At 39.3% G+C, this 25,605-nt stretch carries 20 protein-coding genes and 1 pseudogene; 8 read left to right on the plus strand and 13 right to left on the minus strand.

Annotated elements, in window-relative coordinates:
* Nucleotides 1–9: 9 nt before the first annotated feature.
* The 10 genes from N5O98_RS03350 to aroQ all read right to left on the minus strand — a co-directional run bounded on the left by N5O98_RS03350 (nucleotide 10) and on the right by aroQ (nucleotide 13,728).
* The gene (locus N5O98_RS03350; protein ID WP_050428039.1) at nucleotides 10–1,311 is read right to left on the minus strand and encodes a SusE domain-containing protein; all 1,302 of its coding nucleotides are present in this window, start codon (nucleotides 1,309–1,311) and stop codon (nucleotides 10–12) included.
* 26 nt (nucleotides 1,312–1,337) lie between these two features.
* Nucleotides 1,338–3,284 carry a RagB/SusD family nutrient uptake outer membrane protein gene (locus N5O98_RS03355; RefSeq protein WP_004311178.1) on the minus strand — a complete coding sequence of 649 codons (1,947 nt, stop codon included), beginning with the start codon at nucleotides 3,282–3,284 and terminating at the stop codon, nucleotides 1,338–1,340.
* Between the two features lie 12 nt (nucleotides 3,285–3,296).
* The gene (locus N5O98_RS03360; protein WP_032849369.1) at nucleotides 3,297–6,683 is read right to left on the minus strand and encodes a TonB-dependent receptor; all 3,387 of its coding nucleotides are present in this window, start codon (nucleotides 6,681–6,683) and stop codon (nucleotides 3,297–3,299) included.
* Between the two features lie 162 nt (nucleotides 6,684–6,845).
* A complete protein-coding gene (locus tag N5O98_RS03365) occupies nucleotides 6,846–7,964 on the minus strand; it encodes a FecR family protein (RefSeq protein ID WP_004311176.1) in 1,119 nt (372 codons plus the stop codon).
* A gap of 161 nt (nucleotides 7,965–8,125) precedes the next feature.
* Nucleotides 8,126–8,677 (minus strand): RNA polymerase sigma factor, encoded by a 552-nt coding sequence (locus tag N5O98_RS03370; protein ID WP_004311175.1) that lies wholly within the window; start codon nucleotides 8,675–8,677, stop codon nucleotides 8,126–8,128.
* Between the two features lie 868 nt (nucleotides 8,678–9,545).
* Entirely contained in the window at nucleotides 9,546–10,772 is a 1,227-nt protein-coding gene (locus N5O98_RS03375; protein WP_004311174.1) for an FtsX-like permease family protein, read from the minus strand.
* A gap of 17 nt (nucleotides 10,773–10,789) precedes the next feature.
* Entirely contained in the window at nucleotides 10,790–11,122 is a 333-nt protein-coding gene (rbfA, locus tag N5O98_RS03380; protein WP_004296522.1) for a 30S ribosome-binding factor RbfA, read from the minus strand.
* 15 nt (nucleotides 11,123–11,137) lie between these two features.
* A complete protein-coding gene (locus N5O98_RS03385; RefSeq protein WP_004311173.1) occupies nucleotides 11,138–11,794 on the minus strand; it encodes an O-methyltransferase in 657 nt (218 codons plus the stop codon).
* A gap of 20 nt (nucleotides 11,795–11,814) precedes the next feature.
* Complete coding sequence (gene pyk / locus N5O98_RS03390) at nucleotides 11,815–13,272, minus strand: pyruvate kinase (protein WP_004311172.1); 1,458 nt, start codon at nucleotides 13,270–13,272, stop codon at nucleotides 11,815–11,817.
* A 36-nt stretch (nucleotides 13,273–13,308) separates the two neighbouring features.
* Nucleotides 13,309–13,728, minus strand: a complete 420-nt coding sequence (gene aroQ, locus N5O98_RS03395; RefSeq protein WP_004311171.1) for a type II 3-dehydroquinate dehydratase — start codon at nucleotides 13,726–13,728, stop codon at nucleotides 13,309–13,311.
* Between the two features lie 62 nt (nucleotides 13,729–13,790).
* On the opposite strand from aroQ, the gene xerD reads away from it, so the two are divergent.
* The 4 genes and pseudogenes from xerD to N5O98_RS03415 form a co-directional block, all read left to right on the plus strand.
* The gene (gene xerD / locus N5O98_RS03400; RefSeq protein WP_022199412.1) at nucleotides 13,791–14,750 is read left to right on the plus strand and encodes a site-specific tyrosine recombinase XerD; all 960 of its coding nucleotides are present in this window, start codon (nucleotides 13,791–13,793) and stop codon (nucleotides 14,748–14,750) included.
* A 135-nt stretch (nucleotides 14,751–14,885) separates the two neighbouring features.
* Nucleotides 14,886–16,580, plus strand: coding sequence for a tetratricopeptide repeat protein (locus N5O98_RS03405; protein ID WP_008642433.1), 1,695 nt, complete (start codon nucleotides 14,886–14,888; stop codon nucleotides 16,578–16,580).
* A gap of 112 nt (nucleotides 16,581–16,692) precedes the next feature.
* Complete coding sequence (locus N5O98_RS03410) at nucleotides 16,693–17,763, plus strand: TlpA disulfide reductase family protein (protein ID WP_004311167.1); 1,071 nt, start codon at nucleotides 16,693–16,695, stop codon at nucleotides 17,761–17,763.
* 13 nt (nucleotides 17,764–17,776) lie between these two features.
* A pseudogene (locus N5O98_RS03415) lies at nucleotides 17,777–18,700 on the plus strand (YifB family Mg chelatase-like AAA ATPase); the annotation flags it as partial.
* 399 nt (nucleotides 18,701–19,099) lie between these two features.
* Here N5O98_RS03415 and N5O98_RS03420 read toward each other — a convergent pair.
* The 3 genes from N5O98_RS03420 to N5O98_RS03430 form a co-directional block, all read right to left on the minus strand.
* Nucleotides 19,100–19,795, minus strand: coding sequence for a hypothetical protein (locus N5O98_RS03420; RefSeq protein WP_070612757.1), 696 nt, complete (start codon nucleotides 19,793–19,795; stop codon nucleotides 19,100–19,102).
* A gap of 64 nt (nucleotides 19,796–19,859) precedes the next feature.
* Nucleotides 19,860–20,105, minus strand: a complete 246-nt coding sequence (locus N5O98_RS03425; RefSeq protein ID WP_004296531.1) for a hypothetical protein — start codon at nucleotides 20,103–20,105, stop codon at nucleotides 19,860–19,862.
* A gap of 656 nt (nucleotides 20,106–20,761) precedes the next feature.
* Nucleotides 20,762–20,923, minus strand: a complete 162-nt coding sequence (locus N5O98_RS03430; protein ID WP_154653420.1) for a hypothetical protein — start codon at nucleotides 20,921–20,923, stop codon at nucleotides 20,762–20,764.
* A 259-nt stretch (nucleotides 20,924–21,182) separates the two neighbouring features.
* Here N5O98_RS03430 and N5O98_RS03435 point away from each other — a divergent pair, with 259 nt between their 5' ends.
* From N5O98_RS03435 to N5O98_RS03450, 4 genes are all read left to right on the plus strand, one after another.
* Nucleotides 21,183–21,362, plus strand: coding sequence for a hypothetical protein (locus N5O98_RS03435; protein ID WP_225483792.1), 180 nt, complete (start codon nucleotides 21,183–21,185; stop codon nucleotides 21,360–21,362).
* Between the two features lie 478 nt (nucleotides 21,363–21,840).
* Nucleotides 21,841–22,653 carry a hypothetical protein gene (locus tag N5O98_RS03440; RefSeq protein WP_117809435.1) on the plus strand — a complete coding sequence of 271 codons (813 nt, stop codon included), beginning with the start codon at nucleotides 21,841–21,843 and terminating at the stop codon, nucleotides 22,651–22,653.
* A 587-nt stretch (nucleotides 22,654–23,240) separates the two neighbouring features.
* Nucleotides 23,241–24,257 carry a DUF3871 family protein gene (locus N5O98_RS03445; RefSeq protein WP_122296015.1) on the plus strand — a complete coding sequence of 339 codons (1,017 nt, stop codon included), beginning with the start codon at nucleotides 23,241–23,243 and terminating at the stop codon, nucleotides 24,255–24,257.
* A gap of 391 nt (nucleotides 24,258–24,648) precedes the next feature.
* Nucleotides 24,649–25,236 (plus strand): tyrosine-type recombinase/integrase, encoded by a 588-nt coding sequence (locus N5O98_RS03450; protein ID WP_128859770.1) that lies wholly within the window; start codon nucleotides 24,649–24,651, stop codon nucleotides 25,234–25,236.
* The last annotated feature ends 369 nt before the right edge of the window (nucleotides 25,237–25,605 follow it).

The following is a 25,605-nucleotide window of genomic DNA, read 5'->3' on the forward strand; positions in this document are numbered from 1 at the left end:
TAAATGACTTTAATATTCGCTCATGTATATCCGCATATTTCTTAAGTCGACGATGGTGAGCAACGGTCTCATGTACCATGTGAACATAGCTTCACGATACTGTTCACGAGCTTCGCTTTCCGCATGGATAGGTGTCCAGGTGTTCAGTTTCAACTCTTGCTTGTATTTCCATCGGCTATCACTCTTGTCCAGCGCAAGTATATCGTCAGGAATTACAGGAACAAGACACCATGAGAAATGGGGACCACCGGGATAACCGCCTTCGAAATGCGGAACATCAAGAACAAACTTACCGTTTTCTTTCTTATCCGAACCGCCTCCCCAAGCGGAAGTCCATGAAATCTTGCCGACAAGCAGTTGCGGATCGACCAAACTCGGCTTGAAGCCGCCGCCCTTCAGATCATTCCCCCACTTGGTAATGTCGCCATATGCCCAAAGGTTGGTAACATCTACATCATGCCATCCATTAAGTTTATCCTTAAAATGCGCCTTATATGGTTCCAGCTTCTTATCCGGTGAGTAAATTTTCAGTTTCCGGGTTTCCGTGTTCAATATTACACGATATTCTCCGTCTTTAGGCAAATTCAGCATCGCAGGCTCATCTCCCAATACAACATCTACCTCTTCACCGTCTACCCAGTTGTTAACGCCTTCTGCCAGTTGGATATAAGATTCACCCTGTTCTGTTTCCAAAGCAATCCCCATCTCACCCTGCACTAAATCTTGTACAAACGCATATTGGAACTCATTCTCCATGGTTTTGCTCATTACCAGCTTATCATTGTCGGTAGAAGTTCCGGAAAGAACAATGCGATTGGCTTCCCATACCAATGGACGGTAAGGACGCACATTTACAGTAACAGTACGCACTTCGGGCATAGCATAACGGGGACCACCCTCCCATTTTGCAATGACACGAAACTGCACGGGCACCACTTTGGAGTAGTTCTGTCCCCACTTATCCACCAGCAACATTTGCAGCTCTTCAGTGGTATAACTCTTATTAAATACTCCATAGTCCTCATCAACACGTACACAGCTTTCAAACTCGTGTCCTTCAATATCTATTTTAGTCACATAAGAGATAGCATAGTCTTCGGGCATCTCACGAGCCGGTGTCCACTCAAAACTCACCGCCACTTCATTCGGTCTGTCCCTATCTAATTCTATATCGGTAGCCGAAACAGTCAGTTCCATCTTCTCACCGGGGTTGGTGAGCCATGTCAAATCAGCTTCTTTATCATCTTTACATCCGCCAAGGATAAACAGTACTACCAATGGCAGATATGCATAAAATAGTTTGTTTCTCATATTTCTTATTGATTTTATAGTGTTAATCAATTCATCCAACCCGGCATCTGTTTCAAGTTCGGATTCTTGTCTATCTCATCCTGAGGTATCGGCCACCAATAACTTTTGAACTTACGAGTTTGATAACGCACACGTTTATAAAACTCATCTCTATTCCCCTTTTCAGCCAGCATGTTCATACCATAGAAGTTACCATTCAGCACATTCTCCGCCTCTTTCCAGCGACGCAGGTCGAACCAGCGCAAACCACCTTCGCAGTTCATCTCAACTCTTCTCTCACGACGAATCAGTTTACGCATCTCTTCCGGGTCGGTAGGAATTCCGAGCTTTTTTTCTCCTGCTGCATATTGCGGAATGCCGGCTCTTTCACGAATTTTATCAATGTATTTCACAATATCTGTCTTGTCGGCATCATAAGTACCTTTAGCAATACTATACTCGAGTGCTGATTCTGCATAGCTCAGATAGGCTTCAGCAAGGCGATAAAGAATACCTTGACGCGACTTATAGCTACCGGTATTCGTTGAATGAACGAAAGTAGGATCAACATGCTTCCGAATCAGGTAACCGGCTGACGGGTTATCGTGCGACGGCTGCCCATCTTCACCATTAAAAAAGAAGTTGGTCGCTTTCCCTTTCCCCCAATGGTACTGTTCGTTGTAGACCACCGAAATATAGAAACGAGGTTCACGATTACAATACATATTGAACGTATTCTTTGGAGCAACGACATGACGGTCTCCACTAGCTTTGGAACCGGCTACGGCATAATGCCAATTAGTAGCACGCACATCATCTTCTGTAGAATAACCTGTTTCACTATATCCGGACTCCAAATCAACAATGGCTGTTTGTGTTTCACCACTATTGTTGTATCCTAAGATAGGCATTTTACCGTCTTTCATAAAGAAATCGTCCACCAGCAACTGAGTAACACCTAGCGAACCAGACCCACCAGCACCACGAGGAAGAGCTTGGTCGTCAAACCAACCTGCATTATCCTTAGTACGCGGGAAAATAATTTCCGTATTGCCTTCCTTATAACGAAGCATCATCATGTTCTGATAAGAAAGGAACGGATCAATAGTTACTCCATCAGACAAATATTCCTTATATAAAGCGTGTCCCGCTTTCTCGGCTTCTTCAATCAGCAGTTTATTGGCGTCTTTTGCCCGTTTCCAATGATTTTCATTGAAAGTGGAATTAAAGATTTTCACTCCATCTACATTAGTCATAGCCTGCATTTCAGGATCCATATCTTTCCCAGGACTAGGATTCACCAAATCACTGGCAGCAAACGTCAGCAAACGGGCACGCATAGCAAGACAAATCAGTGAAGTGATACGACCGTATTTATTGGCTTCGTCATAAGAAGCGGGTAACTGTCGGGAAGCTTCCAACAACTCGTTAGCCGCCCAGTCTACAACAACATCAAAAGGTTCTTGTTTCAGTAATAAAGATTCCCCCGATAGTTCTACAGCCGCTTCCCGAATAATAGGAACTGCTCCGTACGTCATCGCCATCATAGCGTGGTAGTAAGCAATGAAAAAACGACACTCCGCTTTCATATAATTAATCTCCTTTTCAGATACATCGGACAAAGGATGCGCATATTTAATCAAAGTGTATGCTTGACGAATTGCCTTTGGATACTTATCCCAATAAGTCACTACTCCCGGACTGATAGGCGTCCAGTTTCCATTCTGATACTGAATCGCCTTAAATCCCTGTGACTCCCACCCTACAGAAGGTGCAAGTTCGTCACCAATGGCGTCCGGACCGTCATAAATATAAAACTCCGGCATTACAGAATAGAGATAGGAAAGCCAACGTTCCAGATTGCCCCTGTTGGAAAATACATTCTCCAATGTCAGCTGGTCATCCGGCATTTTGTCCAGATAATCAGAGCATGAAGTTAAAGGCAATACACCCAAAACGCCCAATAATATATATGTAATAATTCTGTTTTTCATATCATATTTATTTTAGAAAGTAATGTCAAAACCTACTGATACTGATTTCATAGCCGGATATTTAGCACCGTCACCGGTTGCCAGCTCCGGATCCCACAGATTGAACTTGGAGAAGGTTAGCAGGTTCGTTCCACGCACGAAAACACGGGCATTGGAAATCACAAACCCCTGCAACCATTTCTTCGGACAGGAGTATCCTAATTCTAAATTTTTCAGACGCAGGAAACTCATATTGCGCAACCACCAGGTAGACTTCTGGCTATTATTGGCATTCGGTCCGTAATCGGCACGCGGATAGAATACATCCTGGCTTTGGTTATCCACCGTCCAACGGTCTTGATAGTTATCAAAGATATTATACATGGAGCCTTTATTGGATGCCGGCATAATATTTGAAGAAAGGATACGCCAAGTACGTCCAATACCCTGAAACATTGCTCCAAAGTCAAGCTCTTTCCAGCGTAAATTCACTCCGAATCCGTAAACTATCTCCGGATTCTCGGTACCTCCGATAGCCATTTGGTCATAAGTATCGATAAATCCGTTCTTGTCCAGATCCACATACTTGATATCACCCGGGCGAACTTTTGCTGTAAAAGTTTGTTTCGGAACACCATCTTTCAAAACTCCGTTCTCCACATCTTTAAAATCATCTTCTGTAAACAAACGGTCGTGGACATAGCCGAAAATCTGCCCTACCGGATGACCGGTTTCAGCACGAGTTGTTCCAATGGTTCCCAAAGGTTCATCTTTGTCGATGATTTCATTATGGGCATAAGTGAAGCTACCCATCAGACCGATAAAGAAATCTTTGCCGATTTGCTTGTTGACATTCAACGTTACTTCCGCTCCCTGATTCTTCACTTTACCACGGTTGCCCCATGGGTTCCTATAGAAACCGGAGGTAGCAGGAATAGAGTTCAACTCTACAAGGATGTTGTTACGGCGTTCGTCGAAAAAATCTACCTGAAGGTCTACCATACCATTGAACAGACCCAGTTCCAAGCCAACGTTGGCTTTGTTTACAATTTCCCAAGTCAAGTCAGGAATACCGAAGTCGCCCTCTACCATGTTATTACGTCCATAATCTCCGTCCAACCCCCAACGGTATAAGTCAGGCACATCATTCCATTGATCAAGGATAGTGGATATATAGGCGAAACGACGTCCTTTCAGATTAGCATTACCTACCTGTCCGTAGGAAGCACGCAACTTCAATTTAGAAATCGTGTTGCGAAAAGGCTGCATGAAAGGTTCTTCCGAAACAATCCAGCCAACAGCAGCCGACGGAAAGAAACCATAGCGTTTTCCTTTGGCGAAGTTTTCAGTACCGTTGTACCCAAAATTGAATTCGGCTACATACTTTCCACTGTAGGTATATGAAGCACGTCCGGCCAATCCCTGATTACGGTAAGGCAGCGATTCCCCCTTATCGTAATGGCGACGGTTGAAGAGTAGCATGGCAGATACGGCATGTTTGTCAGCAAAGGTACGGTCATAATTCAGGCTGGCTTCCATATAGATACTCTTGTCACCATATTCTGCCGATTTGGAAGTACCCAAGAAGTTACCACCTTGTTGTTTTTGGGCCAGAATCAATTCGCCCTCTTCGTTTCTGCCGCTAGCGGCATTCCAATATTCTATTTTCTTGGAACGAGTCACTTTGCCGGTAGAATAACGGTCAAATGAGAAAGTTCCTTTTATTTTCAAACCGGGAGTCAAAAATTTCAGGTCTTGCTCCAGAGAAAACAGCGTCTCAATCTTACTGGCAGTGGAACGGGCGAAACCGCTCTGAGTAGCCATTGCCCAAGGATTACCCTCTTCCTGCCAAGCAGGAATCTCACCGGATGAATAGCGGATGGGAAACATGAAGGGAGTGAAACGGAACGCACGGCTGAAAATTTGGTCCGTACTTTCAGGTGAAGAGTTACGATCCTGAAGATATCCCCCGATATTAAAACGAACTTGAGTGGTGGGAGAGAGTTTCAAGTCAACATTGGAACGTACATTGTAACGTTGCAATTTGATAGTAGGATCCCAATCCAGGCTCTTGTCGCGTGTAAGAATGCCACGTTCGTTGTAAACCGCAGCCACAAACGAATAACGCAAATTTTCCGAACCACCGGATACATCTACTGTAATACGTTGGTTGGCAGCATGGTCTCTAGAAATAGCATCAATCCAGTTTACATCAGGATACAAATCGGGGTCATATCCCGCACGTGTTTTGGCAATCCGGTCGGCATACATCGGAGACTGTCCGGTATCATCCAATACATCATCCAGCAACTGCATATAATCGGCAGCCCCGATATAGCTGGGAAGTTTTATCGGTTGCGTGAACGCAAATTCCGATTTCACCACTACCCGAGGCTTACCCACATGTCCGCGCTTGGTATTAATCAAAATCACACCATTCGCACCACGTACACCATACACTGCACTGGCAGCCGCATCTTTCAATACGGAGAACGACTCGATTTCTTCTACATCAATATTATTCAGGCTACGTTCAATACCATCTACCAGCACCAATGGGTCTTTACCCACATCCTGAAAGGTACTGATACCACGGATCCAAAACGAAGAGTTATCGTATCCCGGTTCTCCGGAACGCTGCACACCAATCACACCTGTCACTGTGCCAGCCAAATTGTTACTCAATGAACGGGAAGTAGAAACATTCAATTTTGCCGGTTCAACAGTTGTGATAGAACCCACTACAGACTCTTTCTTTTGTGCGCCATAAGCCACAACAACAACTTCATCTAACTGACCAACATCTTCTACCATTATCACATTCAGTACTCTACGATTATTGACCTTTTCATCTTTCGGGACAAAGCCGATATAGCGGAAGGAAAGTTCAGCATATTTATCCGGCACAGCAATGCTATATGCACCATTCATATCTGTTATCGCATTCACCGTAGAGTCTTTTTTCATAAAGATTGAAACACCAATCAAAGGTTCACCCTTCTCATCGGTAACGTTACCCACAATCTTAAAACCTCGAACTTGCTTTATCGCAGGAGCCTGTTCCGGCACTGAAATCGTAATCTGTCTTCCCGACATTTTATAATTCAACCCCGTTTTTGAGAACAGCTCATTTAATACAGCATCTATTTTCTTATTGGAAACTGAAATGGAGACTTTGTTATTCAGATTCTTTTTCACATTCTCTGAATAAATAAATATGTACTTACTATGTTTCTCGATATAATCTAAGATATCTTTAACTGTAGCATTCTCATACTGTACTGAGAATAGATCTTCTTCGGAATTCCAACTAATAGAATTAGCACCGAATGAAGAAAATGGAATCATAAAAAAGACGTTTATAATGCAAAAAAGCTTAAGTCTTTTCTTTAAGTGTAAAAAAATACTTTTCTTTACCATAAAAATTTCTTTTTAGGTTAACAATTTTGGATTTATTGATTTAACGAAGGAATTAATATCGGGTAAATACGCCAATATTTATCCGATTTTTTTGTGTATCATGAATAGTATTATCTGTTTCTCATAGGCTATATTGGTTTTATAAGATTAATTAAATTGTCATTATTTACTCAAGTATATACTAGTATCACTTTTTTCTACTTCAATAGGGATTGTCTGCCGGATACATTCAATCACCTCATCAATATCATCTTTCAAATCCAGTTTTCCATAAACCTTTTCTTTACCTACCATCGGATCGCATTGAATAGGAATGCCATAATAAATACTCAACTTCTGAATGATATGAGATAAATCATTACCATTTAACAACATGACACCATCCACCCAGCTAATATATTCGGCTACGTCCACTTGCTTCTGATAGGCAATTGCGCCATTGGCTATATTCAGCAAATCACTAGGTACCAGTTGCGCTTTTCTCTCATTCCTATCGGTCACCTCAACAGAACCTTCCACCAATACAATATTAGTTGCCCTCCCCTTGTAGTTTGAAATATTAAACTTCGTACCTAATACCCGTAATTTGAAATCTTCAGATTCTACAATGAAAGGGTGTTGCTTATCATGAGCAACTTCCAGAAACACCTCTCCCTGGGCATATATTTTACGAATATCTCCATTAAAACGACAAGGATAAATCACCTTTGATTGAGAGTTGACAACCAATCGGGTTCCGTCAGACAGTTCAACCCGCACTCTTTTCCCTGCAGGAACAAGTAACTGGTTATATTCCGGTTCGGCCTTTACTTTCTTTTCCTCTTTTTCTCTTATTACTTTAGAATTAACAGTAACCTTTCCTTCTTTTGAATAGGTAACAAAAGCATCCTCATCCAAATTGAGCTGTTCTTTAGCAGTGATAAGAGTCACTTCTTCAACAGACTGGCTGTCCATCTGTTCGGCAATAGCCTGAAAATCTAAATTAGTGTTTTCACTATGAGTTAAGAAGTGGATGGTTGAAATACAAATTAAAATAGAAGCTGCGACAGAAGCAGAAGCTACTAAGAAATAATTTCTTCGACGCCTCATTACATCTCTCCGGATCTTTTGTTTGGTTCGCTCTATTATAGAAGAAGCATCAATCTTTTCATGCCCGCATTTTTCCCAAAAGAATTTCAGTTTCCCGCCTTCAGGTATAGTAGTAAAATCATCCTCAAGCTTTTCTTGAGAATTCAGTTTACCAAATAAATCAGCAAGGCAATGGTATCCTTTTAAGTCCATAATCTTCTTTAATGTTGTTTTATAAATAAAGACGCAACATTAAAAAAAATCTCCTAGTTAAAAATGAACCTTTTTTATTTTTCTCGAAAAGTAAAAATAGCAAGAAGCTCTTTTAAACAATTAAGCCATTAAAATACAGACAATTAACAGTATACCTTCTATCATTTCTTACGCAAAACCAGATTCAGATTTTTAGCAATTTCTTCTAAAGCAAAAGCAATATGATTATTGATAGTCTTCACAGATATATTTAATATGTCTGCAATCTCTTTATAAGGTAACCCTTCTATCTTCGCCAAGAAAAAGACATGTTTACATTTAGGTGGTAGCTGTTGGATAGCATTGTTTATTTTCTCCATCTCCTCTTTACTAATCATCGCCTCGTCAGGTGACTGGATAGGAGCAAATATAAAATCCCCTATACCGTCAAGCGATAATTCAGTTTTTCCCGTTTCCTTCCTCAAATAAGAAATAGCTTTCCGATAAGTAATCGTCTGTATCCAGGCATTCATATTTTCTATACCACCCAAGGTTTTTCTGTTTTTCCAAACCTCATAGAAAACATCACTTACAACCTCTTCAGCCGGTTCCTTTTGACCAATCAAAGCAAAAACATAATGATATAGACGTGAAGAATAACGTTCCATAAAACGGCAAAAAGCCGCTTCATCACTGTTTATAATTCTGTCTATGTCATTACTTTCAGGTTTCACGGAAGTGTTTTACAGATTATTTCTAATTAACAAAATTGTGCCAAATATAGTAGTATATTAGCAATTATAAAAATAAAAAACCACAAAAACGAATTAAAAGTTATCAATTACGAAAGATTAAAAAGTAACTTGGTAGGACGTGCCATCAGAGACAGATTCTTTTACGCCTCACGCAATAAGTTTTCAAACATGGGGTTCACCTTTCACCTTTTCGTCGAAACCCTTTATTCATCGATGGTAGCGGGTGAAGGCTCTTCTTTTCACCGAATTTTTCTCTCTGAATGCTGTATCGTCCTTACTCTAGTGGTTCTTTTTCAATTTAGTTGACTAGTCATTGTAACCCACTACTTCATCTCCAATCTATTAATAGATAAGTTCTGTTTCATTAGGAGTAAAGTTACTTTCGTCTAATAGTAAAGTTATTTCCGATAGTACGGAAACTATAAACGCAAATTCTGATCATATAAATGCAAGCTTTGTTTTTATAAACGCAAGTTTCATTTATAAAAACAAAACTTGCATTTATAGTTTGCATCCATTGAAAAACAACTTTACTCCTAGACCAAAAGAAGTTTGCATAGGAGCAAAAGCAACTTATCCAGTAATAGACTACATGTAAGCTATTACTAAATTACATAAAAGAATGACTCAATCATCATTCATGCATTTGCATCCGGTACAATTCATTTTTCTAATTAAATACGAGGTGAAGGAGTGCCCCTTCACCCGCTATCGCTGATGAATAAAGGATTTCGAAGAAAAGGTGAAGAGTGAAGGGTATGTTCTCAACATTTCCTGTATGGTCACTTAAAGTGATGCTTTTAGCAATCAGAAAGCATCGGGACTTTTGAAAGACCCAAATATTGATTTATAAAAGCCTCTTACTTAAATAACGTACAGGATACCACACAGAAAGGAATCCGACTGCCAAAACGGTGATAAAAATAAGTACCACATCCCAAGCATGAACGCTGACAGGATAGGCGTCTACAACAAAAGTACCACCACCGCCTCCCAATGAAATTATACCAAATTTCTGTTGGATAAAACATAGGATTAAGCCCAGGGCAATACCGGAGATAGCGCCAAAAAGAGAAATGAGACGTCCTTCAAAGAGGAATATTCGGGAGATGAGTTTATCACTAGCTCCAAGACTCCGCAAAGTTACTACATCATCCTTCTTATCCAAGATCAACATAGAAAGAGAGCCTATCACATTAAAACAGGCTATCATTAAAATAAAAGTGAGGAACAAATAAGAGATTAGTTTCTCTATCTCCATAATACGGAAAACATCTGCCTGTTGCTGATAACGATTCTGAACAACAAAATCATCACCTAGTATGTTTTCTATTTTAGATTGTACCGATGAAGTATTTACATTAGGTTTCAATTTCAATTCCATCGCAGAGACTTCTGTTGTATAATCCAGAAGCTGACGAAGAAAATCGAGAGAAGTCAGAATATATTTTCCATCATATTCTTGCTGATTCACCACAAATACGACACCTGGAGAATACAGATAATCACGGTTAAAAGAAGCGCCGGGATTTGCCATGTTCACTTTGACATTTCGCTTGGGAAGATATACCTGAAGAGGATCGACAAACTCCAAACCAGTTCCCAAGGTCGCAACCAATTCCACTCCCATGACGCCATAATTCACGATCGAATCATGAAGAACGAATTCTCCCGCGCCATAAAGTATGCTGTCTATGGCCGTCAACTCTTCAAAATTATCTTCCACCCCTTTTAGTACAACCATAGCCTGACGGTCCTTGTATTGCACCATTGCATTCTCTTCGAGCGTCTCTGTAAACACCTCCACTTCAGGAAGCGCACAAACGGCACGAATCCGTTCATCTTGTGCATCAAAAACCTTTCCTTCACGGACCGTAATTTTCAACTGCGGATCAAAAGCCGTAAAAAAGCTGGCCACCATATCCTGAAAACCATTAAAAACAGAAAGAGTGCAAACCAAAGCAAGCGTAGCAAGAGCCACCCCACATACGGAAATGCCGGATATGATATTAATAGCATTATGCTTTTTCTTTGAAAAAAGATAACGCCTGGCTATATAAAAAGGGAAGTTCACCTCTGCAATGAGTTATTTCACTTCAGCAATGAATCTATTTTCTCAATATAATCCAATGAATCATCCACGAAGAATTTCAGTTCAGGAATGATACGTAGCTGGTGACGTACACGAGTCCCAAGCTCATAACGAATGGATTTCATATTGTTATTGATATTCTTCACCATCTCTTCTGCTTTCTCTGAAGGGAAAACACTGAGGTAGACACGGGCAATACTCATATCAGGACTAATGCGAACTGCGCTAACAGAGACCAATGTACCCGGCATGGACTTTGTTTGAAGCAGGAATATCTCACTTAGCTCTTTCTGCAACAGGCGAGATATCTTATTCTGTCTGGTTGTTTCCATAAGTTATTTACTGTTTTACGATTTACTACTTACTATTTTCTTCCTTATGATCGTTAATCCGTCACGCAAAGGAAGTATTACTTTTTCCACTCGCACATCTTGTGCTACCAAATCATTAAAGGCTTTAATACCAATTGTTTGAGCGTCCGTATTACGAGGCTGTTCAAGCACATGTCCGTCCCACAAAGTATTATCAGCAATGATATATCCGCCTTCGGAAAGATACGCCAATGTCATCTCGTAGTATTCAATATACTTACGTTTATCGCCATCAATAAAAGCCATATCAAAAGTAACACCTAAACGCGGAACAAGTTCTAAAGCATCACCTATATAAAAACGAATTTTATCGGCAAACGGTGATTTCTCCAACCATGGACGGGTAAAGTCCTCTTGTTCATCATTGATCTCAAACGTATGCAACAGTCCACCTTCCGGCAGACCTTCCGCCAAACAAAGGGCAGAATAGCCGCTATACGTTCCGATTTCCAATATCTGACGAGGCTGAATCATTTCTACAAACATCTTCAGCATCCGTCCCTGCAAATGCCCGGAAGCCATACGAGGACGAAGGAGCTTTACATGCGTATCCCGATAGAGCGATTTCAAGTAATCGCTCTCGGGATCAATATGCTGCAAAATATATTCGTCTATCGATTCGGTTTCCTGCATAAAACTTACCTCTTTAAAAATTAAAGATAACGGTTGTTGTTAGGTAATACAGTCTCCTCTGCATGCTTCAAAGCATCTTCCACTACATTAATTTCGAGGAATGAGGTCTTTGTTCCTGCCTTACCACTACTCAAATATCCTACCATATCGGAAGGCTGCAAACGGCCTTCTTTCAACAGACGGCGCAATGCCGCAAAGTAATATTGCTGTCCGTTAGCCAATTCCGGCATATAGATAGCTTCCACACCATAAGACAAAGCCAAATGACGCATTGTCTTTTCTTTATAGCAGATAGCCAGCACTGGATACTTTCCACGGAAAGCAGCCAGGTTACGAGCAGTGCGTCCGCTATAACTATCAGTGATAATAGCACGTATTTTTAGCTTAGAAGTAGCTTTTACTGCTTGTTTAGCAAGGAACGCCGTAACATCATTACTATTCTCATCTAACGGAATACGGATATCATTTTCTTCCAGTTTATCTTTTTCTGCCTGAGCCGCAACTTTAGTCATTGTTTTCACCGCTTCTACCGGATACTTACCATAAGCGGTTTCTCCGCTCAACATCAAAGCATCTGTACGATAGTAGATTGCATTGGCAATATCAGTCACTTCCGCACGAGTCGGACGAGGATTATTTATCATTGTATGGAGCATTTGAGTAGCAACGATTACCGGCTTCTTTGCCAGAATACACTTGCGAATCAATACACGCTGGATTCCCGGAATACGTTCTTGAGGCACTTCGATACCCAAGTCACCACGGGCAACCATTACGCCATCTGCCACTTCCAGAATTTCATCGATATTATCCACCCCTTCCTGATTCTCAATCTTAGCAATAATCTTAATATCACTATTATGTGCATCCAGAATTTCACGTATGTCAAGTACATCCTGACGGTTGCGCACGAAAGAGTGAGCGATAAAATCAATATCCTTTTCGATAGCATAAAGAATATTGTTACGGTCTTTTTCCGTTAATGAAGGAAGATTGATGCGAACACCCGGGACATTTACGCTTTTACGGCTTCCCAAAGTAGCATCGTTCTTAACTTCACACAGCAAATAACCATCCGTCTTATCAATAACTTCCAGTTCCAGATCGCCATCATCAATCAGAATCGTACCACCGATATTCAGGTCAGACACAAAGTTCGGATATGAAACAGCAATACATTCACGAGTTGTTTCCAAATCCGGATTACCTACAATCTTTACTTTCTCTCCTATTTTATATGGAATCGGCTCTGCATTAGCCGTCGTACGAACTTCCGGACCTTTTGTATCCATCAAAATCGCAATACGGTTGGACACAGCACGTACATTTGCAATCAAAGCTTCAAAACCTTCACGGCTAGCATGCGCTGTATTCATACGCACTACATTCATCCCAGCTTCAAACAACTGTTTTATAAAATCCACATCACAACGTCTATCCGAGATGGAAGCCACAATCTTAGTCTGTTTCAATAACATAGTCTTTCTACCTATTATATATTATTACCTTATTTATTATCTATCCAATAAAGCCTCCAAAGCCAAACGGTACGAATTTAGCCCAAAGCCACAAATCACTCCTTTACAAGCACAAGCAATCATCGATACGTGCCGGAAAGACTCGCGACTATGCACATTGGAAATATGCACCTCAATCACCGGAGATGTCACAGAACGAATAGCATCCTGCAAAGCTATGGAAGTATGTGTATACGCACCTGCATTCAAGATTATACCATCCACATCAAATCCCACCTGCTGTATGCAGTCTATCATTTCTCCCTCGATGTTCGATTGAAAATAGTCGATCTCCACGTCAACGTATCTTTTGCGAAGATCAGCCAAGTAATCTTCAAATGTAACGCTTCCGTAAATGGAAGGTTCACGCTTACCCAACAGATTAATATTCGGGCCATTAATAATTTGTATCTTCATCGCGCAATCCTGTTTTTTTATACCTTTGTATCTGAAAGAATGTGCAAAGGTAGAAAAAAGAAATGGAAATCAACGAAAAAAAGCATAAGAAGGAACAACAAGAGCTGATAATCAGGAAGTATCAGCAGTATCTCAAACTGGAAAAGTCCTTATCTCTTAATACGCTGGATGCCTATCTGACGGATCTGGACAAACTGATGAGCTTTCTGACATTGGAAGGGATTAACGTATTGGACGTATGCCTGTCCGATCTTCAACGTTTTGCGGCCGGATTACATGACATCGGTATTCATCCCCGTTCACAAGCCCGCATCTTATCAGGAATCAAATCATTTTTCCGTTTTCTCATCCTCGAAAACTATCTGGAAGCAGACCCCAGTGAACTATTAGAAGGCCCTAAAATAGGTTTCAAACTTCCTGAAGTACTGACTGTGGAGGACATTGACCGGATTATCTCCGCCGTCGACCGCAGCAAAGCTGAAGGACAGCGAAACAGAGCTATTTTAGAAACACTATACAGCTGCGGACTTCGGGTATCAGAACTTATCACCCTTAAACTATCCGACCTCTATTTTGATGAAGGCTTTATCAAAGTAGAAGGAAAAGGAAGCAAACAACGACTCGTACCAATCTCCCCCCGGGCTATTAATGAAATAAAACTTTACATACCAGACCGTAACCAAATTGAAGTAAAAAAAGGGCATGAGGATTTCGTTTTCGTCAGCCAACGGAGAGGCAAAGGCCTTTCCCGGATTATGATCTTTCACATGATAAAAGAATTAGCGGAAAAAGCAGGCATTACCAAAAACATCAGTCCGCACACTTTCCGGCATTCCTTCGCCACTCATTTACTGGAAGGTGGAGCCAATTTGCGAGCCATTCAATGCATGCTCGGACATGAATCTATTGCGACAACGGAAATCTATACACACATTGACCGCAACATGCTTCGTAGTGAGATTATTGAGCATCACCCGCGAAATATCAAGTACCGGAAAGAAAAAGAGGAGTTATTTCATTAAATTATGATAAAATCGCCCCCTTATCTATATAATTATATTAAGAATTAATATCTTTGCGTTACTTTTTCTGTGTGAGCAGAAGGAGGTTGGCAAATAGACGATATTTCAATTACAAACATTTAATTTATACCTAAAATGACTAAGAAGTTGTACTTGCCTTTACTCATGGCAATGGTTGTTGCATTATTCTCTTCTTGCAGCAAAAAAATGGGTGAATTATCAGCTGATTACTTCACTGTTACTCCGCAAGTGCTGGAGGCAGTAGGTGGTAAAGTTCCTGCGACCATCAATGGTAAATTTCCTGAAAAGTATTTCAACAAGAAAGCGGTTGTAGAAGTTACTCCGGTTTTGAAATGGAATGGCGGCGAAGCTAAAGGCCAACCAGCTACTTTCCAAGGTGAAAAAGTGGAAGGTAACGACCAGACTATCTCTTACAAGATGGGCGGTAGCTACACTATGAAAACTTCTTTTGACTATGTTCCGGAAATGGCTAAGTCTGAATTGTACCTGGAATTCAAAGCTACTATCGGTAAGAAAGTAGTTACTATTCCTGCTGTGAAAATTGCTGATGGTGTAATCTCTACTTCTGAATTAGTAAACAATACATTAGGTAACGCCAACCCTGCATTGGGCGAAGACGCTTTCCAACGTATTATCAAAGAAAAACACGATGCTAACATCATGTTCTTGATCCAACAAGCTAACATTCGTTCCAGCGAGTTGAAGACTGCTAAAGAATTCAACAAAGAAGTAGCTAACGTAAACGAAGCTGCTAACAAGAAGATCAGCAACATCGAAGTTTCTGCATACGCTTCTCCTGATGGTGGTGTAAGCTTGAATACTACTCTTGCTGAAAACCGCGAAAACAACACAACCAAGCTGTTGAGCAAAGACCTGAAGAAAGCAAAAATCGACGCTCCGATCGATGCTAAATATACTGCACAGGACTGGGAAGGTTTCCAAGAACTGGTTTCTAAATCTAACATCCAAGACAAAGAGTTGATCCTCCGCGTTATTGCAATGTATCAAGACCCTGCTCAAAGAGAAAGCGAAATCAAAAACATCTCTGCTGTATACAAAGAATTGGCTAACACTATTCTTCCTCAGTTGCGTCGTTCTCGTTTGACTTTGAACTATGAAATCATCGGTAAGTCTGACGAAGAAATCACTAAACTGGCTTCTTCTAATCCTTCTGAACTGAATGTAGAAGAATTGCTGTATGCTGCTACACTGACTAGCGATCCTGCTAAACAAGAAGCTATCTATACTCAAGCTACCAAACAATTCCCGAACGATTACCGTGGTTACAACAACTTGGGTAAATTAGCTTACCAGGCTGGTAACATTGACAAAGCTGAATCTTACTTCAAGAAAGCTGCCAGTGTTAATGCTACTCCTGAAGTTAACATGAACTTAGGTTTGGTTTCTTTGATGAAGGGTGACAAAACTGCTGCAGAAGCATACTTCGGTAAAGCTGCCGGAACAAAAGAACTTGGCGAATCTATGGGTAACCTGTACATCGCTCAAGGTCAATATGAAAGAGCAGTTAACTCATTCGGTGACTCTAAGACTAACAGTGCTGCTTTGGCTCAAATCCTTGCTAAGGACTACAACAAAGCTAAAAACACATTGGCTAACGTAACAAGACCGGATGCTTACACTGACTACCTGATGGCAGTTTTAGGTGCTAGAACTAACAATTCTTCTATGGTAACAAGCAGCTTAAAGAGCGCAGTTGCTAAAGATTCGTCATTAGCTAAGAAAGCAGCTACTGACTTGGAATTTGCAAAATACTTCACAAATGCAGATTTCATGAACATCATTAAATAAGAGAATTACCACTCTATTTTAAATATTAAGAATTGCCTGTCATTATAAATGACGGGCAATTCTTTTTTTTTATCTGTAAAAACCGTACTTTCGCAGAAAAGAAATCAAAGCAATGAAAAAGAGTAGCATTTTAATCCTCATAATCATTTGTCTATGCAGTTGTGGTAAATCTTCAAAGAAGGTTAGCATAACCGGGGAAATCAAAGGCCTGGGCACAGATACGCTTTATCTGTATGGAATGGACGAATCATTCGACCGGATAGATACCATTTTCGCGAAGAACGATAAATTCTCTTATACAGCTTCAATAGACACCATTACTTCTGCCTTTTTACTTATTGACAATCAGACAGAATATCCAATCTTCCTTGACAAAGGAAATCAGATCAAAATAAAAGGAGATATCAATCACCCGGAATATCTGGATATCAATGGTAATATATATAATGAAGAGTTTACAAACTTTCAGAAAGAACTAAATAGCCTGCCTACCCCATCCGAGAAAGATTTAGAGCAAAAAGCAGAAGAATTCATCACGGCACATCATTCTTCTTTTGTCAGTCTTTACCTGTTGGATAAATACTTTGTGCAGAAAGACTCTCCTGATTTCAACAAGATAAAGAAATTAATTGAAGTCATGACAGGAATACTGCAAGACAAGCTATACATCGAGCAACTGAATGAAGCCATTTCCTTGTCCGAAAAGACAGAGATAGGCAAATATGCTCCGTTTTTCAGCCTTCCTAACATAAAAGGAGAGAAAATTACCCGGTCATCAGAAGATTTCAAGAAAAAGAACTTGTTAATCAACTTTTGGGCTTCATGGGGAGATAGCATTTCCAATCACCAAAGCAATACCGAGTTAAAAGAGATCTATCAGAAATATAAGAAGAACAAACATATAGCCATGCTCGGTATCTCCCTTGATATGGATAAACAAGAATGGCAGGATGCTATAAAACGTGATACGCTCAATTGGGAGCAAGTCTGTGATTTTGGCGGACTAAATTCCGAAGTAGCCAAACAATACGCCATCAAGCAAGTTCCCAGCAACATTCTTCTGTCGGCAGACGGTAAGATTCTCGCGAAAAACCTCAAAGGAGAACAATTGAAGAAGAAAATTGAGGAAGTAGTCACTGCTGCTGAAGAAAAGGAAAAACAAGACAATAAGAAGAAAAAATAATCAATAATCAAACGTGTTAATTAAAGTATTCGGAGCGGCTGTTCAAGGGATTGATGCAACACTCATAACAATCGAAGTCAACAGCTCGCGCGGCTGTATGTTCTATCTCGTCGGCCTTCCGGATTCTGCGGTCAAAGAAAGCCATCAACGTATTATCTCCGCATTGCTGGTAAATGGCTATAAAATGCCCACTAGCAATATAGTAGTCAATATGGCACCAGCCGACATCCGAAAAGAGGGTTCAGCTTATGACTTGCCTCTTGCCATCGGATTGTTAGGGGCTAACGAAACAATCTCTTCCGAGAAGTTTTCCCGCTATTTGTTAATGGGCGAACTAAGTCTGGACGGAAGTATACAACCTATCAAAGGTGCGCTTCCCATTGCTATCAAAGCGCGCGAAGATGGTTTCGAAGGACTAATCATCCCCCAACAAAACGCACGGGAAGCTGCCGTTGTCAATCAATTAAAAGTATACGGAGTCAGTAATATCAAGGAGGTCATCGAATTCTTCAATAATGAACGCGAATTAGAGCCGACTGTTGTTAATACACGGGAAGAATTCTATCAACAACAGACAAACTGTGACTTGGATTTTGCAGACGTTAAAGGGCAAGAGAATGTAAAAAGGGCACTAGAAGTTGCAGCAGCCGGAGGGCATAATTTAATAATGGTAGGTGCTCCGGGTAGCGGTAAATCGATGATGGCCAAACGCCTTCCTTCCATTCTTCCTCCTCTTTCTCTGGGTGAAAGTCTGGAAACCACCAAGATACATTCAGTTGCCGGACAACTGAAACGCGGTTCATCATTGATTTCCCAACGCCCATTCCGCGACCCTCACCACACAATTTCCCAGGTGGCGATGGTTGGCGGAGGTAGTTTTCCACAACCCGGAGAAATCAGTCTGGCACATAATGGGGTACTTTTCTTAGATGAACTATTCTCAAAACTATTTAACTATTGTATATTGTTATATATCAACTATTTAATCAGACAGAACAACCATTCAATCCAGTAAAATTCAGTTTCCGCACCGATGTAAGCCCAACAAAGCCTCACAATCGGTCAGCCTCTCATCTCAATTCCTGCCGTCTCCTTTGAAGAAGAAAAGTAAATTCCGCCCTAGAGCACCCTCTCAACTCCAATATTCACAATTTCAACCTAGTATTAGTTTACTCTCAATTACTATAGAGTTCTTTACAATACCAATTTCACAGATAGAGTTTCTATGAGAAGTAGCTGTTTCCAAATCAATAGCAACGAAATCTAAGTTCCCCATATATGTCTTACATTATGTGAGATAATATAGCAAGATTATGTTTGATTCTGATTATGTATGCTATACTTCTTTATAATTGGGTAGCTCTAATAAAGTGCGAAGAAGTTCATCTTTATTCCTATCCTCATCTTTAATATGTTCTTCTAATCCTTTAATACGGGATTCTACAAGTTCATTACATATATCCTTCTGCATTTCCTTTAGCATATCTAAGCTGATTAAGGTTCTCATTTCAAATATATTAACATCCTCTAGTGGACTGCCTAGTATAATGAATTTATCAAAAACGAATATGCTGTTATCGGGATATTTGTCATTCTGTGCTATTGTTCCTACACTGAAACGTGCTTCATGCTCGAAGAATTTCATTATAACATCTAGTTTATTGCCATGTTTACGTTTAAGAATCCTATCTCTATATCTATCAAAGAAATGTGGTATATATGCAGCGCTCTTAGCAGTTTTAGTAATAGTACTATGACAGGTCACTACATATATGCCTTCCGGTTGGCGGTAACATCTTGCAATTAATGGTACAAACTTATGCTTCCAGTATGCACTGAAGCTATATCTGATAATATATATATGACCTGTGTTGGTGGTAATCTTTATAGGTTTAAAAGTGAAATGGTCTATTCCTTTGGTCTGTATATACTTTAGGTATCTATCCTTCATTCCGAAGAAGTCTACTTCCCTTTCTCGGAGATATTCCTCATAATCTATCTTATATTCATCAAGGACTTTTGTGTACAGCATAACCTATTAGTATTAACTAAAAAGGGTATCCAAATGGATACCCTAAAGTGTTTACTTAGTAGTATTAATTAGTAGAAGAATCTAAAATAGCTTGTAGTATGTCTGTTGGAATATCTTTAAGAAGCTTCTTCTGGTTCTCTAATTTGAGTTCCTTGCAGTTCTTAATCCATTCCTCGTACTTCTCGATTTGCCTGTCACACCAACAAACCATATCAGCCGGTGTTGCAGTATTACCAAACCAAGAGCCATACAAATCAAATAATTCTTCACGACTTAACACTACACAAGTTGCTTCATTCTGATTCTCCATAATGATAAATTAATTAGGGTAAATAAATTAACCTTTAAATCTACTCAAAGGCTTGCCGTTCCTTACGGTATTAGTCCATAAGTTGTTTACAAGTAAACGAACATAAAGCGCAATTAAGCCATTATGGTATCTCTAAATGAAACGCCACAAATGTACAAATATATTTTAAATAAGCAATCAAGTCTAATATAATTTATGCTATAAATTAATGTGTTATTGTAGATATATATCATAATGGTCTTGAATGATAGTATGGAACTAGGTATATATTCATAGTAGTTATAATACTTTATAATACTACAGTATCTTATAGTAATACAGCATACTAATAGACTGTAGTAATCTATATACATTCTATCAATGTCTTTATAACTAGAATTTGCCTGTTGTTATACTGTAAATATCCAATAAGGTGAACGCAAGTGGGACAGAACTGTTGAGAGTTTGACTTATTACACTCCGAACGGTTCTGTCTCATTTTTCGGAGATTCATGGCTGCAAGCACTCTCACGTGTGTTTATCCATGCGGACGAGAGCGGAGAGGTGAATACGCAACGCTAACATTCCCTACGGCTTGTCAATCTTGAAATGACCGCTCCGTTTATCTTCCAGACTTGCCACCATAAATCTAATTCGTTTCAAATGAGTGGGCTGACCTATCCGGCACTTGGAATTTGAGACTGTGACATATCAGAGACACAATAATTTACATCGGGCTTTGAACTGCCGACTGATACGCCCAGAAGTGAAAAATAATTCAAGGCAAGACGTGCACTGTTCACCTGCACACCGTAAATCAGAGCAAGATTCGTTTTCAAGTTCCGAATCAGTTTCCAAGCTAGCAGAAAAGAGCATATCTTCACTTCATAAGGCTCTCAACATAAAGTTTTAAGAAAGTTTACGAAGCGTTTTGGCACCTCACCGAAGTGCAGTATCTTTGCACTACCAACATGAGATAAGGGTGGTATCACTGAAACGACTAAATTACCCACTTGAAACATATCTGAATATACCTACCGATTCAATCCACCTTATCTTGCCAGATTACCTATTTAATAATTATTCATGGTACTAAGAATGAGTGAGGAAACAGAACTTACATTCAAACAGTTACGTGAGCTTGCATTAGCCCACCATATAGCAGATAATAGAACGATGATTGGAATATGGGCTAAGCTCAATGGATATTCCAAGAGACGCAAGCAGAGAGATAACAAGGTTTACACCGTTTACATCAAGATGAATAATGATACATGAATAGTTTCTAATGAAGGGAGGACAGTATAAATGGTTCTCCCTTTTACCGTTAATAAGTGAGCATACTAGGCAGGGTATGTATTTGCAACTAATCATCTAATTAGTATCACTATCTACTAATGTGTTTACTAATACAGCAAAGTTATGTGCAGAAGTATTGATATTACCAGATTATAAAGGTGTGCTTATTCCCCCCTTTAGCGGTGTGCTTAATCCCCTTTTGGAGCGTGCTTATTCACCCCCTGTCTACACTCCTAGATACTACACTCCATACAGCCATACTGTAAAGTTCTGACGAACTTTCAGTAGGTGGGATAAGTAGGATATATAAATCAATAATATATGTGGCATTATAATAATAATTTATATGAGAAACTAAGCGAACTAAGGAAAGTGAACAGACTAAGTTCCACTAAGATGAGATTCTTGTTAAAGACCAATCAGATTATTTTGATTAACCATATTGAGCGTTTGCCTTATGAAAGACACGAAACTTCCATTCAAGGAGTACACAGTAATGAGTAATAATCTGATTCAGAATCTAAACTGTTCAGATGTGTACAGGGCTTATACCTTGCTATTAACAGCAGATAAAGATTCTTTGGAAACTAATACTACATTAAAACAGCTTGCAGGGTTTGTAGGGGAAGAACTGGATAATTACAAGAAGAGTAAGAGTACATTATCCTTCAATGACAAATTAAGGGCTACAGGCGAGGTTGTTATACGTGATATAGATTCTAAACGGAAGGACAGGCATTGGACTATATACAGATTCAATCAAGTAGAGCCAGGCAATTATAGAAGAATTGGCAGAGAGTTCTACGATACTTACAATACTTTAGATTTGAAGCTAAGAGGATTCATATTAAAGCTATTCAGTGTAACAGAGCCGCATAGTTATGTTATCAAATTATCATCCATAAGGAAATTGAAGGAGCTTATTCACATGGGACATAATACTATTGGTAGGTACATAGAGCAGTTAAAGGATTTGGATTTATTGGATGAAATTGGTGACTGTCTGATTCTAAAGGTCAAAGGCTTAATAATAGACCAGCCTAAAGATAAACAGGTAAAGAAACTAATTGCCATGTTCGACCACATGATAGACTTCAACGAAGGCAATAACAAACCATTATCCAGAGAATGTATGATTTATAAGAAGTATAAGGAGAATGGATTTAAAGATGTCAAGAATATCCACGCTTTTATGAAGTCAATACAAGCAGGTACAGTAGGTAGGAAGCGACCTGTTAAGGAAAATATACCTTATGAGATTATTCTGTAGTTAGTTTGTAAGCAATAAAGCTCCAGACCATTAATCAGGTTTGGGGCTTTTTATGTATATCCCCCACCCAAGAATATAGGTACTTGAAATTCATACCCCCGCCCTTTAGATTTAGGCAGTGTTTCTATTTAGACTTTATGCAGCTATAGAGTGAAATATTTAATTTGTCAGTGAGCGCATCAGATGTATATCGTGCGCTAAGCTTCTGTGAAACTACTAACACCCCCTCACCAATCATTAGGAAAAAGAAAGGATTACATGAATTGCTATTCAGCCCACAAACGCTTTGAACTTCTGAAATATGCGGACTTATCAACGATTTGTATATGTCTACATATAAAGATGCACAAAGGAAAGTGAATGAATAGTGCTTCATGTTAAGCCCTCATTTTGTCCTTAAATACACTATTTACTAATCTATTATTATGCGTATGGAGAATTTAAAGATTTTATTGACGTTTGGAATAATTCTAATTGTGCCAATAGTCTTAATGCCACAGTTCTTTATTGGATTATTAATACTGATTGTGGCTTGCTTAGCTTTCAGACAGAGGAATTTCTAATATTAACTTAATAAATTACAGATTATGGAATCAACATTACAGATTATGCCAGTACAAAGAACTAGTAGAAACTTTGGTGAATATGCAGAAGAAGCGGTAATAATTGAAGAGCCAATTATTAAGCAGAAACGACCTCTATTCATTGAAGCCAATACGATTGAAGCCAGTTTGGAACATCTAAGGAATGATTGTATTATACCCGTATTCGCAAAGGACAACGAAGCTACATTATCTCATGTGGCTTTCATTGAAGCGGTACAGGATGCAACCAATACATTCTTTAGCGGTGAACAAATTGAATCGCCAGATATTCGTGTTTCTCATGTAATCAAAGGTAGGATTCCCGAAGCAATACATAAGCCAGCCAATCAGTTATTAGAAAGTGATAAGACTATCTATTACGAGAGGTGCGCTTTTGTTATTGAAGTTCCTACTATCTATGAGACAGTACACGGTAACAGGCTAACACTTACTATTGGTGGTGTGAGAGCTTATAACCACACCAATCTTTATTCAAAGAAAGGCTCGGAGCGGTTTAAAGTGTTTATTGGCTTTACTTGTAAGGTTTGCACAAATCTATGTGTATCTACGGACGGTTATCTTAGTTGCTTGGAAGTTACCAATACAAGGGATTTATATCAAGCGGTATTGGAAATGTTCCACAAATACGATGCAGCCAAGCACATACATTTGATGCAGTCTTTAGGCAATACCAGTATGACGGAGCATCAGTTTTGCCAACTACTTGGAAGAATGAGACTTTATCAATCACTACCGCAAGGCTATCAAAAGGATATACCTAAAATGTTGCTTACTGATACACAGGTTAACAATGTGGCTAAAGCGTATATCAATGACGAGAACTTTGGCAGCTTGGGAAATGATTTGTCTATGTGGAAGTTCTACAACTTGCTCACAGGTGCAAATAAGAGCAGCTATATAGATTCATTCTTGGATAGAGCCTATAATGCTACAGAACTTGCAACGGGTATATGTTCCGCTTTACATGGTGATGACAAGTATCAATGGTTTCTTAGTTAGTGGTATTACAGAGTACTTAAAAGGGGCATCCATATAATAAGGGTGTCCCTTTATTATTCATTACCTATTAATACTCAAAAGATTATGTTACAAGCGTTATTAGTCGTTATATCTTGGATTATCTTGTTACTTGTTATGTGTGCAATTTCACCTGTTGTATTCTTCTTGATGATTGTTTGGACTATATACAAGATTATTACAATGAAGTAGTACATGAAGAACTAATAAGGGTATCTATATACTATATATAGGTACTCTTTCTCTATTATTAGCCAGTAGTATAATATTCACTTCTATTATTAGTGAATGTTTAGCTAGTAATCAGTAAGTTAGATATTCCAACTCAAAATTAATATTCACTTTTATTAGTTTCACTATAAAACAGAACGTTATGTCACTTAAATATTCAAGTACAACAGCAGATTATCTGCAATGGAGCGAAGCAATGAACTTAGTAAGAAAGTTGGCAAGGGATAGTAATTATAAGATGTCACTTCTTATTGCTTTAGGTTGCTTCACAGGTCTAAGAATATCTGATATTCTTGCTTTAAGGTGGAATCAGATATTAGATGCAGAAGAATTTACCATTATAGAAATTAAGACAGGGAAGCAAAGGACAATCAGGATTAATATGCAGCTACAGCAACATATCAGAGATTGTTATGAGCATATAAATCCAGTTGGCATAAATGCACCTGTATTGATAAGTCAGAAGGGGACAGTGTACACAGTTCAGAGAATCAATGTCATGTTGAAGGAGATTAAGAAGAAGTACAGGTTACATATAGGCAATTTCAGTTGCCATTCTCTTAGGAAGACCTTTGGCAGACAGGTTTACAACATGAATAATGATAATTCAGAGCTTGCACTTGTCAAGCTAATGGAGCTATTCAATCATTCCAGTGTATCAATTACTAAGAGATACTTGGGATTAAGGCAAGAGGAATTATTAAATACTTATGACTGTCTTAGCTTCTGATAATTGAGATTTGAGACAGAATGAATCGGAGTTTACTTATTTATGCTCTGAATAGTTCTGTCTCAATTTATGGATATTCAGAGTAGAAATAGCTTTCAACTCTCATTTTAACAGATACATTTAATTGCAAAATAAAATACCTTTCATTATCTTTGTACCAATTCCAAGAACTTAGAGAGTTAAGTTGTTGGAAGGACATATTAACGAAAGGTGTTATTGAAATTATCTTCTTGTAACAAATCTCGCAAATTTGAAACGCTGTGAAGATGATAGCAATAGCACCCGCACTTTGGATATATACTTACCTTACGTTTGTAAAGTTTCTATATGCCGCTTGGTGTGGGTTGCTATTGTTTTATCCACAGCAAA

It is taken from the genome of Bacteroides sp. LFL-34, assembly GCF_027257075.1.
Classification (GTDB): domain Bacteria; phylum Bacteroidota; class Bacteroidia; order Bacteroidales; family Bacteroidaceae; genus Bacteroides; species Bacteroides ovatus.

What these genes read in the sequence shown, in the direction of transcription:
- N5O98_RS03410 (WP_004311167.1), top strand. Translation starts at nt 16,693, where the DNA reads ATGAAAAAGAGTAGCATTTTAATCCTCATAATCATTTGTCTATGCAGT.
- aroQ (WP_004311171.1), bottom strand. Translation starts at nt 13,728, where the DNA reads ATGAAGATACAAATTATTAATGGCCCGAATATTAATCTGTTGGGTAAG.
- xerD (WP_022199412.1), top strand. Translation starts at nt 13,791, where the DNA reads ATGGAAATCAACGAAAAAAAGCATAAGAAGGAACAACAAGAGCTGATA.
- rbfA (WP_004296522.1), bottom strand. Translation starts at nt 11,122, where the DNA reads ATGGAAACAACCAGACAGAATAAGATATCTCGCCTGTTGCAGAAAGAG.
- N5O98_RS03440 (WP_117809435.1), top strand. Translation starts at nt 21,841, where the DNA reads ATGAAAGACACGAAACTTCCATTCAAGGAGTACACAGTAATGAGTAAT.
- N5O98_RS03425 (WP_004296531.1), bottom strand. Translation starts at nt 20,105, where the DNA reads ATGGAGAATCAGAATGAAGCAACTTGTGTAGTGTTAAGTCGTGAAGAA.
- pyk (WP_004311172.1), bottom strand. Translation starts at nt 13,272, where the DNA reads ATGTTATTGAAACAGACTAAGATTGTGGCTTCCATCTCGGATAGACGT.
- N5O98_RS03365 (WP_004311176.1), bottom strand. Translation starts at nt 7,964, where the DNA reads ATGGACTTAAAAGGATACCATTGCCTTGCTGATTTATTTGGTAAACTG.
- N5O98_RS03350 (WP_050428039.1), bottom strand. Translation starts at nt 1,311, where the DNA reads ATGAGAAACAAACTATTTTATGCATATCTGCCATTGGTAGTACTGTTT.
- N5O98_RS03360 (WP_032849369.1), bottom strand. Translation starts at nt 6,683, where the DNA reads ATGGTAAAGAAAAGTATTTTTTTACACTTAAAGAAAAGACTTAAGCTT.
- N5O98_RS03445 (WP_122296015.1), top strand. Translation starts at nt 23,241, where the DNA reads ATGGAATCAACATTACAGATTATGCCAGTACAAAGAACTAGTAGAAAC.
- N5O98_RS03385 (WP_004311173.1), bottom strand. Translation starts at nt 11,794, where the DNA reads ATGCAGGAAACCGAATCGATAGACGAATATATTTTGCAGCATATTGAT.
- N5O98_RS03450 (WP_128859770.1), top strand. Translation starts at nt 24,649, where the DNA reads ATGTCACTTAAATATTCAAGTACAACAGCAGATTATCTGCAATGGAGC.
- N5O98_RS03420 (WP_070612757.1), bottom strand. Translation starts at nt 19,795, where the DNA reads ATGCTGTACACAAAAGTCCTTGATGAATATAAGATAGATTATGAGGAA.
- N5O98_RS03405 (WP_008642433.1), top strand. Translation starts at nt 14,886, where the DNA reads ATGACTAAGAAGTTGTACTTGCCTTTACTCATGGCAATGGTTGTTGCA.
- N5O98_RS03435 (WP_225483792.1), top strand. Translation starts at nt 21,183, where the DNA reads ATGAGTGAGGAAACAGAACTTACATTCAAACAGTTACGTGAGCTTGCA.
- N5O98_RS03355 (WP_004311178.1), bottom strand. Translation starts at nt 3,284, where the DNA reads ATGAAAAACAGAATTATTACATATATATTATTGGGCGTTTTGGGTGTA.